15 protein-coding genes are annotated in these 12288 nt (G+C 74.1%); 6 read left to right on the forward strand and 9 right to left on the reverse strand.

Annotation, left to right across the window (positions count from 1 at the left end; all coding sequences use genetic code 11):
- Positions 1-36 precede the first annotated feature (36 nt).
- Entirely contained in the window at positions 37-684 is a 648-nt protein-coding gene (locus BJP59_RS09600) for a dihydrofolate reductase family protein (protein WP_194522829.1), read from the forward strand.
- Between the two features lie 109 nt (positions 685-793).
- Entirely contained in the window at positions 794-1234 is a 441-nt protein-coding gene (locus BJP59_RS09605; protein WP_194522830.1) for a VOC family protein, read from the forward strand.
- A 9-nt stretch (positions 1235-1243) separates the two neighbouring features.
- On the opposite strand, the gene BJP59_RS09610 is transcribed toward BJP59_RS09605, so the two are convergent.
- The 5 genes from BJP59_RS09610 to BJP59_RS09630 form a co-directional block, all read right to left on the reverse strand.
- On the reverse strand, positions 1244-1612 hold the full coding sequence (locus BJP59_RS09610) for a DUF2200 domain-containing protein (RefSeq protein ID WP_034655594.1): 369 nt from the start codon (positions 1610-1612) through the stop codon (positions 1244-1246).
- Between the two features lie 71 nt (positions 1613-1683).
- Complete coding sequence (locus BJP59_RS09615; protein WP_168945924.1) at positions 1684-2271, reverse strand: DUF6580 family putative transport protein; 588 nt, start codon at positions 2269-2271, stop codon at positions 1684-1686.
- A complete protein-coding gene (locus tag BJP59_RS09620) occupies positions 2268-2741 on the reverse strand; it encodes a DUF4430 domain-containing protein (protein ID WP_194522831.1) in 474 nt (157 codons plus the stop codon). Before BJP59_RS09620 ends, BJP59_RS09615 begins: the two co-directional genes overlap by 4 nt.
- A 64-nt stretch (positions 2742-2805) precedes the next feature.
- Positions 2806-3450, reverse strand: a complete 645-nt coding sequence (locus BJP59_RS09625; RefSeq protein ID WP_194522832.1) for a cation transporter — start codon at positions 3448-3450, stop codon at positions 2806-2808.
- Positions 3451-3452: 2 nt separating this feature from the next.
- Positions 3453-5582: a DNA gyrase/topoisomerase IV subunit B gene (locus BJP59_RS09630; protein ID WP_061267349.1), complete on the reverse strand. Its 2130-nt coding sequence runs from the start codon at positions 5580-5582 to the stop codon at positions 3453-3455.
- A gap of 190 nt (positions 5583-5772) precedes the next feature.
- Here BJP59_RS09630 and BJP59_RS09635 point away from each other — a divergent pair, with 190 nt between their 5' ends.
- Positions 5773-5985 carry a DUF7455 domain-containing protein gene (locus BJP59_RS09635; protein WP_021479923.1) on the forward strand — a complete coding sequence of 71 codons (213 nt, stop codon included), beginning with the start codon at positions 5773-5775 and terminating at the stop codon, positions 5983-5985.
- Between the two features lie 199 nt (positions 5986-6184).
- Here BJP59_RS09635 and BJP59_RS09640 read toward each other — a convergent pair whose 3' ends face one another.
- The 3 genes from BJP59_RS09640 to BJP59_RS09650 form a co-directional block, all read right to left on the reverse strand.
- Positions 6185-7738, reverse strand: coding sequence for an RNA polymerase sigma factor (locus BJP59_RS09640; RefSeq protein WP_194522833.1), 1554 nt, complete (start codon positions 7736-7738; stop codon positions 6185-6187).
- A gap of 348 nt (positions 7739-8086) precedes the next feature.
- The gene (locus BJP59_RS09645) at positions 8087-8488 is read right to left on the reverse strand and encodes a universal stress protein (RefSeq protein WP_021479921.1); all 402 of its coding nucleotides are present in this window, start codon (positions 8486-8488) and stop codon (positions 8087-8089) included.
- A 69-nt stretch (positions 8489-8557) separates the two neighbouring features.
- The gene (locus BJP59_RS09650; RefSeq protein ID WP_194522834.1) at positions 8558-9763 is read right to left on the reverse strand and encodes a DUF4192 domain-containing protein; all 1206 of its coding nucleotides are present in this window, start codon (positions 9761-9763) and stop codon (positions 8558-8560) included.
- Between BJP59_RS09650 and BJP59_RS20140 the strand changes: the two genes are divergently transcribed.
- The 3 genes from BJP59_RS20140 to BJP59_RS09660 all read left to right on the forward strand — a co-directional run bounded on the left by BJP59_RS20140 (position 9762) and on the right by BJP59_RS09660 (position 11713).
- Entirely contained in the window at positions 9762-9890 is a 129-nt protein-coding gene (locus BJP59_RS20140) for a hypothetical protein (protein ID WP_255541882.1), read from the forward strand. The two genes, BJP59_RS09650 and BJP59_RS20140, sit on opposite strands and share 2 nt — an antisense overlap.
- Positions 9891-9903: 13 nt before the next feature.
- Positions 9904-10473 carry a hypothetical protein gene (locus BJP59_RS09655; RefSeq protein ID WP_194522835.1) on the forward strand — a complete coding sequence of 190 codons (570 nt, stop codon included), beginning with the start codon at positions 9904-9906 and terminating at the stop codon, positions 10471-10473.
- Between the two features lie 70 nt (positions 10474-10543).
- Positions 10544-11713 (forward strand): polyprenyl synthetase family protein, encoded by a 1170-nt coding sequence (locus BJP59_RS09660; protein ID WP_228485371.1) that lies wholly within the window; start codon positions 10544-10546, stop codon positions 11711-11713.
- Between the two features lie 72 nt (positions 11714-11785).
- Here BJP59_RS09660 and BJP59_RS09665 read toward each other — a convergent pair whose 3' ends face one another.
- Positions 11786-12211, reverse strand: a complete 426-nt coding sequence (locus BJP59_RS09665) for an Rv2175c family DNA-binding protein (protein WP_034655478.1) — start codon at positions 12209-12211, stop codon at positions 11786-11788.
- Between the last annotated feature and the right edge of the window lie 77 nt (positions 12212-12288).

Raw genomic sequence — 12288 nt, forward strand, 5'->3', positions numbered from 1 at the left:
CCGTGACCGAGACCACGACGCCGCGGGAGCCGAGCCATGGGAAGCATCGAGATCGAGCTGTTCACGACCCTCGACCTCGTCGGGCAGGCGCCCGGCGGGCCGGAGGAGGACCCGGAGGGCGGATTCGCGTTCGGCGGCTGGCAGGCGCCGCTGCTCGACGACGTCGCGGGCGAGCAGATCGCCGCGGCGTACGAGGGCACGGACGCGCTGCTGCTCGGGCGCCGCACGTACGACATCTTCGCGGCGTACTGGCCGTTCCAGGAGGGCGGGCAGGACGACGACTTCGCGGCCCTGTTCAACCGCATCCCCAAGTACGTGGCGTCGCGCGGCACACCGGACCTGCCGTGGGCCGGGTCGACGCCGCTCGGCCCGGACCTGCCCGCCGCGGTGCGCGAGGTGCGCGACCGGCACGAGCACGTCAAGGTCGTGGGCAGCCTCGACCTGGTGCAGACGCTGCTGCGCGAGAGGCTGTTCGACCGCCTCGACCTGTGGGTGCACCCCATCGTGCTCGGCGCGGGCAAGACCGTGTTCGACGGCGGCGCCGTCCCCACCAACCTCGCCCTCCTCGAGCCTCCCGCACCGAGCCCGACGGGCACGGTCCTGCTGCGCTACGGCCTCGCGGACGGCACACCCCGGACGGGCGACATGAGCGAGCCGGGACGCGGCGTCGGGCAGGACGCCTGATCCACGAGAGCGCCACCAGGCACGAGAGCCGTCGGCGCCGGCGGTTCGGAGCCGTGCACCTCTATCCCACGAGTCCGCACCCACGATCCCGAACTCAGGAGACCCGCCCGTGACGATCCAGCGCCTCGACAACGTGGCCGTCGTCGTCGACGACCTCGACGCGGCCATCGCGTTCTTCGCCGAGCTCGGGATGGAGCTCGAGAACCGGATGACGATCGAGGGGCGGTGGGCGGAGCGCGTCGTCGGCCTCGACGACCTCCGCTCGGAGATCGCGATGATGCGCGTCCCCGGCGGCCCCGGGCGGCTGGAGCTCACGCGGTACCACGCGCCGGCGCCGCTCGACCTGGGGCTCGGCACCGCCCCGCCGAACGTGCTCGGCCTGCACCGGGTGATGTTCGCCGTGGACGACCTCGACGACACGGTCGAGCGCCTCGCCCGCCACGGCGGGGCCGTGCTGCGGGAGATCGTGCACTTCGAGGACGCGTACCGGCTCTGCTACCTGCGGGGACCCGGCGGCATCATCGTCGGGCTCGCGGAAGAGCTCGGGTGAGGCGCGCCGCTAGGAGGCGGTGGCCGCCTCGCCGCGCAGGATCGACGACATCTTCTTGCCGCGCGCGACCTCGTCGACGAGCTTGTCGAGGTAGCGGACCTTCTGCATCAGCGGGTCCTCGATGTCCTCGACGCGGACGCCGCAGATCACCCCGGTGATGAGCGAGGCGTTCGGGTTCCACGCGGGCGCCCGGTCGAAGAACTCCTCGAGCGTGATCTCGTCGGCGATCGCCTGCGCGAGGCCGGCGTCGTCGTAGCCGGTGAGCCAGCCGACGACCTGGTCGAGCTCGTCCGTCGTGCGCCCCTTGCGCTCCACCTTGGTCACGTAGAGCGGGTAGATGCTCGCGAAGCTCGTCCCGAAGATCCGGTGTCCCGCCATGGATGGCCTCCTCCTGCCCCGGCTGCGCCCGTCACCGGCCCGGCGCGTGCGGCCGTCCGGCACGAACCACGCTACCGCGCGGCGGGGACGGTGCGGGCGCCGACCATCCCGTGCGACGCCTCGAGCCGGTCCACGAGGAGCGTCCCGGCCGCGACCAGCGGCACGAGCACGAGGTTGCCGAGCAGCATGGTGCGCAGGAACGGCAGACCCGCGACGTAGCTCGCGACGAGCCCGTCCGCTCCCGCCGGGTACCAGACGCCACGACCCTGCAGCCAGACCCCGAAGTTCGTCCACGCGAAGAACCACAGCGAGCCCGCGACGCCGAACGCCGCGCCCGCGCCGACGCGGCGCCAGCCGGTCGTGTCCCGCGCGAGCAGCGAGCCCAGCCCGACGACGAGCCACGCGCTCCACGTGAACAGCGCGATCGTCGTGTTGCCGAGCACGACGTCGGACACGACCGTCACGGCGAGCGGCACGACGAACGCCCACCGCGAGCGCAGCAGGATGGTCGCCGCGAACGTCGCCGCGGTGACGAGCTCGAGGTTCGGGGGTGCGCCGAGGTCGGCGCGCACGAGCCGCCAGACGACGGCGAGCGCCGCGAGCGTGACGACGAGCGCCGGGCGCCACCAGCGCAGCGCCGTGCTCTCCGAGCGCGTCACGAGGTGAACGTCTCGAGCTTCCACGTGATCTCGTCCCCGTCCTTCGTCTCGAGGGAGCCTGCACCCACGGTAGCCATCTCGCCGTTCACGTACAGGGCCCAGAACTCGCTGTCCGGGTCGGCGGCGACGCCGTCGATCGCCGTGACGAACGCGTTCTCGCCCTCACCGGTCACCTGGGCGGACGGGTCCGCCTCGAGGAGCAGGTCGAGGGCCGTCGCGCCCTCGCGCCCGTCGTAGGAGAGCTCCGGCGCGTCCTCGCCGTCGCCGGACTCGTCGTCGGGCGCCTCGTCCGTCGCGTCCTCGGCCGGTGCGCTCGACTCCTCGCCCGCGGTCGCCGTGGAGGTCGACGTGGTGTCGGCGGCGGGCTCGTCGGCGGACGAGCACCCGGCCAGCAGGCCCGCGGTGAGCAGGACGGCGGTCAGGGCGGTGAGCGGGCGCGCGGACGTGGCGCGGAGCGTTCGGAGGGTCACGTCGTCAGCGTACGGAGCACCGCCCGGCTCGCGCCGGGTCGCCCGCCTGTCGGACGACGGCCCCTCACCCGATCTCCTCGCCCGCGACGGCCTTGGCCGCCAGCCGCTCCTCCTCGCTGACCTCCCACACCTCGTACGCGGAGTGGCCCGCGAGGAGGATGATCCCGCACCCCAGCACGAGGTCCGGCCAGCCGGACCCGGTCCACGCGGTCACGAGCCCCATCGCGATGACGGCGACGTTGACGAGCACGTCGTTGCGGGCCGACAGGAACGCGGCCCGGCTCAGCGACCCGCCGTGATAGCGGACGCGGACGAGGAGCCACGCGCACACCCCGTTGACCACGACCGCGCCGAGCGAGGCGAGGACGATCGGCAGCACCTCGGGAGCAGGCGGGTCGCCGAACCGGCGCACGACCTCCCACGCCGCGAACAGCGCGGGGACGAGGATGAGCAGCGCCAGCGCCTTGCCCAGGACCGCGCGCCGCGCGAGCGGGAAGCCCAGCGCGACGGCGATGAGCAGGTTGATCGCGGTGTCCTCGAGGAAGTCCACGCTGTCGGCGAGCAGCGAGACCGAACCCGCCGCGAGCGCGACGGTGAGCTCGACGACGAAGTACGCGAGGTTGAGCCCCGCGACCAGCAGGACGGTGCGCCGCAGCAGGCGGACCAGGTCAGGGTGGCCCGCCCGTGGCGCGTCCTGCCGGGCGGACATCGTCAGACGTCGATGCGGGCGTGGTCCAGCTCGGCCGCGCCGGCGACGATGAACTCCTTGCGCGGCGCGACGTCGCTGCCCATGAGCAGCTCGAACACGCGCTCCGCCGCCTCGGCGTGCTCGGCCGTGACGCGACGCAGGGTGCGGTGGCGCGGGTCCATCGTCGTCTCGGCGAGCTGGTCGGCGTCCATCTCTCCCAGGCCCTTGTACCGCTGGATGTCGTCCTTGTAGCGGCGGCCCGCCTTGTCGAGCTTCTTGAGCGTCGCGGCGAGCTCGGCCTCGGAGTACGTGTAGATGTACTCGTTCTTGCGGCGCCCGGCACCGATGACCTCGATGCGGTGCAGCGGCGGCACGGCCGCGAAGACGCGCCCCGCCTCGACGAGCGGCTTCATGTACCGGTAGAAGAGCGTGAGCAGGAGGGTGCGGATGTGGGCGCCGTCGACGTCGGCGTCCGTCATGAGCACGATCTTGCCGTAGCGCGCGGCCTCGAGGTCGAACGACCGCCCCGACCCGGCGCCGAGCACCTGGATGATCGCGGTGCACTCGGCGTTGCGGAGCATGTCGCTCACGGACGCCTTCTGCACGTTGAGGATCTTGCCGCGGATGGGCAGCAGCGCCTGGAAGTCGGAGCTGCGCGCGAGGCGCGCGGTGCCGAGCGCGCTGTCGCCCTCGACGATGAACAGCTCGCTGCGCTCGACGTCGTCGCTGCGGCAGTCGACGAGCTTGGCCGGGAGGGACGACGTCTCGAGCGCGTTCTTGCGCCGCGAGATCTCCTTCTGCTTGCGCGCGGTGATGCGCGCGCGCATCTCGGCGACGACCTTGTCGAGCAGCAGCGCGGCCTGCGTCTTCTCGTCGCGCTTGGTGGAGGTGAGGAGGGCGTTCAGCTCCTTCTCGACGACGCGCGCCACGATGCCGCGCACCGGTGCCGTGCCGAGGACCTCCTTCGTCTGGCCCTCGAACTGCGGCTCGGCGAGACGCACGGTGACGACGGCCGTCAGGCCGGCGAGGACGTCGTCCTTCTCGATGCGCTCGGACGCGTCCTTGGTCGACACCTTGAGGCGGCGCGCGTTGGTCTCGACCGCCTTGCGCAGCACCTTGAGCAGGCCCTGCTCGAAGCCGCCGAGGTGGGAGCCGCCCTTCGGCGTGGCGATGATGTTGACGAAGCTGCGGACCTCGGTCTCGTAGCCGGTGCCCCAGCGCAGCGCGACGTCGACCTCGCAGTCGCGCTGCACCGCCTGCGGGGTCATGTGACCGCGGTCGTCGAGCACCGGGACGGTCTCCGTGAACGAGCCCGAGCCCGTGAGGCGCCACGTCGCGGTGACGGGGGTGTCCGGCGCGAGGAAGTCGACGAAGTCGACCGACCCGCCCGTGTGCACGAACGTCTCCTCGTGCGGCCCGGACTCCCCCGGCGTCCCGGGCACGCCGCGCTCGTCGCGCACCGTGATCTCGAGACCGGGGACGAGGAACGTCGTCTGGCGCACGCGCGTGACGAGCTCGTCGTAGGAGAAGACGGCCGTCTTGAGGAAGATCTGGCGGTCCGCCCAGTAGCGGACGCGCGTGCCGGTGACGCCGCGCTTCGTCTTCCCGACGACCGCGAGCTCGGACCCGGAGACGAACGGCTCGAACGGGGCGTCCGGCGTCGGGCCCGTCCTCGGGTCGCTGAACACGCCGGGCTCGCCGCGGTGGAAGGTCATGCGGTGCGTCTTGCCGCCGCGGTCGACCTCGACGTCGAGACGCGAGGACAGCGCGTTGACGACGGACGCGCCGACACCGTGCAGGCCGCCCGACGCGGTGTACGACCCGCCGCCGAACTTGCCTCCCGCGTGGAGCTTGGTGAACACGACCTCGACGCCGGACAGGCCCGTCTTGGGCTCGATGTCCACGGGGATGCCGCGGCCGTCGTCCTCGACCGTCACGGAGGTGTCGGCGTGCAGCACGACCCGGATCTTCGAGCAGTTGCCCGCGAGCGCCTCGTCGACCGAGTTGTCGATGATCTCCCAGAGGCAGTGCATGAGACCGCGCGAGTCGGTCGTGCCGATGTACATGCCCGGTCGCTTGCGCACGGCCTCGAGGCCCTCGAGCACGGACAGGTGCCGAGCGGTGTAGCTGGACTCAGCGGAGGTGGTCGTCACGGCGGCAAGCCTAGACGAGGGCGCCCACAGCGCGGTGCTGCCCCGCCGCGCCGCCGCGGACGCCGCGCGATCCGGCGGGATGCGGCGGGATGCCGGCGGGAGGCCACGGCGCGGGTGAGCGCGCTTCGCGGGTAGCGAACCCGGCGCTCCCCCGGGACGAAACCTCAGGAGGGGATGGTTTGATGTTCATGTGACTGCTACGACGACCACCACCGAACCGCTGACCGCGGCCGACCGCTGCGACCGCTGCGGGGCCCAGGCGTACGTCCGTGTGGTCCTGCCGAGCGGCGAGCTGCTGTTCTGCGGCCACCACGCGCGGGCGCACGCGGATGCCTACACCGACCTCGCGACGTCCATCCAGGACGAGACCGACAAGCTGCTCGCGGAGCACGGCGCGCGCTGACCCGCCGGTCCGCCGACCACAGTCCCGCGCCAGGAGCGCACGACCGCGGGGACCGGCTCCACCGCCCGGTCCCCCGCGACGACCACCTCAGAGACAGACCTCAGACACGACGAAGGCCCCGAGGAGATCTCCTCGGGGCCTTCGTCGTGCGACGACGGCGGGCGGCCGGTGGTGCGCACCGGCCGCCCGTCGCCACGCGTCAGTCGAGGTAGTCGCGCAGGACCTGCGAGCGGCTCGGGTGGCGCAGCTTCGACATGGTCTTCGACTCGATCTGGCGGATGCGCTCACGCGTCACGCCGTAGACCTTGCCGATCTCGTCGAGCGTCTTGGGCTGGCCGTCCGAGAGGCCGAACCGCATCGAGACGACGCCCGCCTCGCGCTCGCTCAGCGTGTCGAGCACCTGGTGCAGCTGCTCCTGCAGGAGCGTGAAGCTCACCGCGTCCGCCGGGACGATGGCCTCGGAGTCCTCGATGAGGTCGCCGAACTCGGAGTCGCCGTCCTCGCCGAGCGGCGTGTGCAGCGAGATGGGCTCGCGGCCGTACTTCTGGACCTCGACGACCTTCTCCGGGGTCATGTCGAGCTCCTTGGCGAGCTCCTCGGGCGTGGGCTCCCGGCCCAGGTCCTGCAGCATCTGACGCTGCACGCGCGCGAGCTTGTTGATGACCTCGACCATGTGCACCGGGATACGGATGGTGCGCGCCTGGTCCGCCATCGCGCGCGTGATCGCCTGGCGGATCCACCACGTCGCGTACGTCGAGAACTTGTAGCCCTTGGTGTAGTCGAACTTCTCGACCGCACGGATCAGACCGAGGTTGCCCTCCTGGATCAGGTCCAGGAACAGCATGCCGCGACCCGTGTACCGCTTGGCCAGCGACACCACCAGACGCAGGTTCGCCTCCAGCAGGTGGTTCTTCGCCCGCTTGCCGTCGTGCGCGATCCACTGCAGCTCACGCTTGAGCTTGCGGTCCAGGTCGTCGCCCTCGGCCGCGAGCTTCTCCTCCGCGAACAGACCGGCCTCGATCCGCTTCGCGAGCTCGACCTCCTGCTCCGCGTTCAGCAGCGCGACCTTGCCGATCTGCTTGAGATAGTCCTTGACCGGGTCGGCCGTCGCGCCCGCGGTCACGACCTGCTGGACCGGGGCGTCGTCCTCGTCCGCGTCGGAGACGACGAAGCCGGTCTCCTCGGGCTCGTCGCTCGGCGCAGCGGCGGCAGCCTTCTTGGCGCCCGGCTCCGCGGCCTCCTCGTCCTCGGTCACGTCGATCTCGAGGTCCTCGATCTCGACCTCGGCGTCGTCCTCGTCGTCGTCCTTCTTCTTGGCGCGCGCGGGCGTCGCCTTGGACTTGGCGGGGGTCTTGGCCGCGGTCTTGCGGGCGGCGGGCTTGGCGGGGCCGGTCGACGAGGTCTCCGCACCCTCGGCGTCGGCCGCCGGGGCGGCCTTCGTCGTGGTCGTGCGCTTGGTCGCCGACGCAGACTTCGTCGCGGCGGTCTTGGTGCGCGCGGTCGTCGTGCTGCGCGGGGAAGCCGCCGCGGCCACCTTCGTCGTGGTCGGGATGTCGACCTCGACGCCGGCGCCCGCGAGCGCGCGGAAGACCGCCTTCAGCCGCTTGGCGTCGTTGACGGCAGCCTGCTCGCACGCGGTGCGGAAGCTCTCGGCGTCGACGCGACCGTTCGCGCTGCCGCGCCGCAGGAGCTCCTGCAGGGCGGGGTGCTCGAACTCTCGCGGGAGTGCGGAAATCGGGGTTGAGGGCGCCACAAACCGACCTTTCGGCAATCATGGGGGGCGGTAGGGCCGCCGGAGCGGGGACGTGAACCGTGAAGTGCGGGCTGCTCTGGACTCTCACGGTGAGTCGTCGGGCTCTGGCGGACTACCTATATTGTACCGGCGATCCGTGCGCCGGACGCCGCGACACGGGGTGATGTCGGACCTGGCCGTCTCCCGACGGCCCGGCGCACCACGGCGTCACGACGTTCGTCACCCGGATTCGTGACGTGTACAACGGGCCGGGGCCCCGGAAGATTCCCCTGACCGCGCTGCCCTCACCCTGCGCGCTCCGCGCGCCGGACCGCAGGGATCCCCGTCTGCGCCGACGCGCGGGCCGGGTCAGACGCCGGCGGGCCGCTCGGGCTTCACGGCCAGCACGGGGCAGGGCGCGTCGAGCAGGATGCGCTGGGCGTTCGAGCCGAGGATGAGCTTGCCCACGGGGCTGCGCCGACGCAGCCCGATGACGATGAGCTCCGCCGACGACCGCTCCGCGGCGCCCACGAGGTCGTCCGCGAGGTCCGCCGAGCCCTGCTCGCGGCGCAGCGTCGTGCCCGTCCCCTCGAGGCGCGCCTCCACGCGTCGCAGGTCGTCCTCGTGCGCGGCGACGAGCTCGGGGGTCGACATGGAAGCCTCGGTCACGACGACGACGAGGTCGGTGCCGCGCCGGACGGCCTCGGTGGCCGCGCTGTCGAGAGCCTCGCGACCCTCGGGCGTGCTCAGGTGCGCGACGACGACGCTCATGTGTCCTCCGGAGACGGCTCGTGGGTGCGGCCGGCCGCGGGGGCGACCGCAGGTCGTGTTGCCTCGAACCTACCCGACGTCGTGCGTGTCGGCGCACGCGTCGGCGCGGACCCAGCCCGGCGGGACCCCGGCGTCGAGCGCGCTCGCGAGCAGCAGCGCGAGCCGGTACGTCGGGTCCTCCGCGAGGGCCTCGGCCAGCCGCCGACGGGCCCGGCCGCCGTCGCCGTGCCACCAGGCCACGAGCGCCAGGAGCGTCAGCGCGGGTGCGGTGCTCCCGCGCGGCGCGTGGGCGACGACGGCCTCGAGCACGGCCCTCGCCGGTCCGGTGACCGCCGGGTCGGGCGCGAGGCCTGCACCCGGGTCCACGACGGCCGCGATGGCGCGGCCCGTCCCGGCGTCCACGTCCCCGCCCCGCACGGTGCGGTCCGGCAGGTCGTCGGTCCCCGGCACGAGGGACAGGAGCACGGCGTCGCGCACGGGGACCGACTCCAGGCCCGCCGCCAGGCGCCCGAGGACCGTCGCGGCGGGCACCGCGGCACCGGCGCCGTCGCCGACCGGCCCGCCGTCGGCCCGCCCGCCGTCCCGCGCGCGGTCGCGCGCGGCGACCTGCGCGACCGCGGTCCGCCACAGCGCGAGGGCGGACACCCGGGCCGCGACCCGGGACGCGACGTCGTCGCCGGCCGCCACGGACCGGGCGCGGTCGCGCGCCCGCCGTGCCGCGCGCGCGGCACGGCGCCGCGCGTCCGCGCCCGCGGGCGGGATCCGCAGCGCCTCCTCGCGCGAGTCCGCGAGCGCTGCCCCGGACAGCACCATGTGCGCGCCGACCTCGCTCGACTCGAGCTCGCGCAGCGACCTTCCCTCCGGCGGGCAGCAGTCGTCCTCGGCGCAGTCGAGCGCGTACCAGCCCGTCGACGACACGACCCACGCCTCGACGGGCCCGTGGTGCGGCTCGGCGGCCTCGCGGCAGTGCTCGACGGCGGCCCGCACCCGCGCGGCCGCGACGCCCGACGCGCGCAGCGGCGCGTCGGAGTAGACGACGAGCACGACGCGGCGTGCGCCGTCGGCCGCGAGGTGCCCCACGACGGACCGCGCGAGCTGCGGCCCGTGCTCGACGTCCGCCGCGTCGGCGACGTCGACGCGCACGACGAGACCGATGCGGCCGCGCGGTGGCCGCAGCCCCACGAGGACGACGCTGTCCTGCGGTCGGTAGCCGAGCCGGAAGGGGACGTAGGCGAGGAGCTCGCGCGGGCCCTGGGCCCGGATGAGGGTCGTCATGCGCCCATCCCAGCCGGTCGGGACGGCGTGCGGGGCGCCCGCCGCCCGGCTGTGGACGATGCGGGGCGCGTACCTGGGGCTGTGGTCGGCCCCCGACCTCGGTGGTGGCTCGCGCACGCGCGGGTGACTACGGTGTGCGCGTGCCACCACGAACCCGCGCCGCCGCGCACCCGGCGCTCTCCCCCGCCGGCCGGGCCGCCGTCGTCCTCGTCGCGGCCGTGCTGGGCTCGACGCTCGCGGGGTGCCAGGCGGACCTGGGCGACGTGCAGGGCGCCGCGGCACCCCGGGAGGCGCAGCCGGCGCCGGACGCCGACTCCGGCGCGCCGGGCACGCCGCTGCCCGACTACGACGCCGCCTCGGCGGTCGGGGACCTGGTGGAGGGGTTCCCCGCCGCGCTGGTCCCGGTGGCGCCGGGCGCCGAGGTGCTCGCGAGCTCGGCGCGGCCGTCGCAGGACGGCGCGCTCGTGGACATCACGCTGAACCTGCGCTCGACGGACACGGTCGAGGCGCTCACCGCCTACTACACCGACACGCTGGGCCCGGCCGGGTTCGAGGTGTCTCCGTCGACCGTGCCGAGCGCGCTCACCTCGCTCACCACGTTCGTCCGCACGACGACGCCCGAGGGCCCGACCGAGTCGGTCGCCGTCGGCGTCTTCGACGACGAGACGGAACGCCTCGTGACGATCAGCGGCCAGGTCGCCCCCGGCTGAGGTGCCGCGCCGCTCGACCGCCACCAGACCGGGCGGGCAGGGTGGCGCCCGCTCCGCATAGGCTGCCCCCGTGCCGAACCCGTCGCTGCCGACCTCGCCCTCCGTCCCTGCCCAGGCGTCCGAGGACCTCACCGACCCGAGCCCCGCCGCGCTCGTCGACCGCGAGGGGGTGCGCACCGGCGTCGACGACGCCCTGCACGCCTCGACCGCGGCGCTCCGCGCCGAGCTCGCCGGGACCCACCCGGACACGGACCTGCTCGCCGACGCGACGCAGGAGCTGCTCGCGGGCGGCAAGCGCCTGCGCGCCGCGTTCTGCTACTGGTCGTGGCGCGCTCACGGCGGTGACGCCGCGGGACCGCACCGCACCACGGTGCTGCGCGCCGGCGCGGCGCTCGAGCTGTTCCAGGCGGCGGCGCTCTTCCACGACGACGTCATGGACTCCTCCGACACCCGGCGCGGCCGCCCGACGGCGCACCGCGCCTTCGCGGCGCGCCACCGCGACCTCGGCTGGTCCGGCGACGGCGCGCGGTACGGCGAGAACGCCGCGATCCTGCTCGGCGACCTCGCGCTCATCGCGAGCCACCGCGAGCTCGGCGACGCGCTCGACGACCTCGCGCCCGCGGTCGCCACGCGGTCGCGACGCGTGTTCGGCCGCATGCAGACGGAGGTCACGGCCGGCCAGTACCTCGACGTGCACGCGCAGGTCCTGCCGTGGGGCGAGGACCCGGCGGCCGACGAGGAGCGGGCCCGGGCCGTCATCCGCTCGAAGTCCGCGCGCTACAGCGTCGAGCACCCCATCGCGCTCGGCGCCGCGCTCGCCGGGGCCGACGACGACGCGGTCACCGCGACGAGCGCGTTCGGCCTGCCCGTGGGCGAGGCGTTCCAGCTCCGCGACGACGTGCTCGGCGTCTTCGGCGACGCGCAGGTCACGGGCAAGCCGGCCGGCGACGACCTGCGCGAGGGCAAGCGGACGGTGCTCGTCGTGCGCGCGCTGGCTGCCGCCACGCCCGCGCAGCGCGAGCTGCTGCTCACGCACCTGGGCGACCCGGACCTCGACCCGGCCACGGTGGAGGACCTGCGCGCCGTCCTCGTCGAGACGGGCGCGCGCGACGCCGTCGAGTCGCTCATCGCGGAGCTCACCGAGCGCGCCGCGGCCGCCCTCGACGGGGCCGGGCTCGCGGAGCCGGGCGCGACGATGCTCGCCCTGCTCGCGCGCGCCGCCGTCGAGCGCACGGCCTGACCGCACCGCCGCCCGTCGGCCCGGCTCCGGCCCGGCACGGGCCCGGACGATCGGGGCGGCGGGCGGAGCGCGTCAGAGCTCGGACTGCGCCACGCGGCGCACGCGCGCCTTGTGCCCGCTGAGGAGCGTGTCGAACGGGGCCTCGCCGAGCTCGTCGTGCGGGGTGAAGAGCCACTCGAGGATCTCGGCGTCGTCGAAGCCGGCGTCGGTGAGGACGACGATCGTGCCCTGCAGGCTCGACAGGACACCCACGCGGCCGCTCTCGTCCGGGCGGCCGGCGTTCGCCGGGTCGACCAGGTGCAGCGGCACGAGGAAGCGCGCCGGGACCTGGAACGTCGTGCGCTCGCCGCGCTTCACGCCCACGACGCGCCGCTCCTGCACGAGACGGCGCACCTTGCCGACGTCGGTGCCGAGCGCCTCGGCGACGTCGGGGAGGGTCAGCCACTCGCCGACGAGGTCGTCGAGCGTGGGGCGGGGGCTGGTGTCGCGATCGGTCACCGGGCAAGCCTACGGCGTGCCTCCACACGACACCCACGCCGTACGCGCCGTGCTCACCGGATCGTGACACCCGGCCA

It is taken from the genome of Cellulosimicrobium sp. JZ28, assembly GCF_015327065.1.
Classification (GTDB): domain Bacteria; phylum Actinomycetota; class Actinomycetes; order Actinomycetales; family Cellulomonadaceae; genus Cellulosimicrobium; species Cellulosimicrobium funkei.

Coding starts and splice junctions, on each gene's coding strand:
- BJP59_RS09600 (WP_194522829.1), top strand. CDS start 37: ATGGGAAGCATCGAGATCGAGCTGTTCACGACCCTCGACCTCGTCGGG.
- BJP59_RS09610 (WP_034655594.1), bottom strand. CDS start 1,612: ATGGCGGGACACCGGATCTTCGGGACGAGCTTCGCGAGCATCTACCCG.
- BJP59_RS09625 (WP_194522832.1), bottom strand. CDS start 3,450: ATGTCCGCCCGGCAGGACGCGCCACGGGCGGGCCACCCTGACCTGGTC.
- BJP59_RS09645 (WP_021479921.1), bottom strand. CDS start 8,488: ATGAGCGTCGTCGTCGCGCACCTGAGCACGCCCGAGGGTCGCGAGGCT.
- BJP59_RS20140 (WP_255541882.1), top strand. CDS start 9,762: ATGCGCCCATCCCAGCCGGTCGGGACGGCGTGCGGGGCGCCCGCCGCC.
- BJP59_RS09650 (WP_194522834.1), bottom strand. CDS start 9,763: ATGACGACCCTCATCCGGGCCCAGGGCCCGCGCGAGCTCCTCGCCTAC.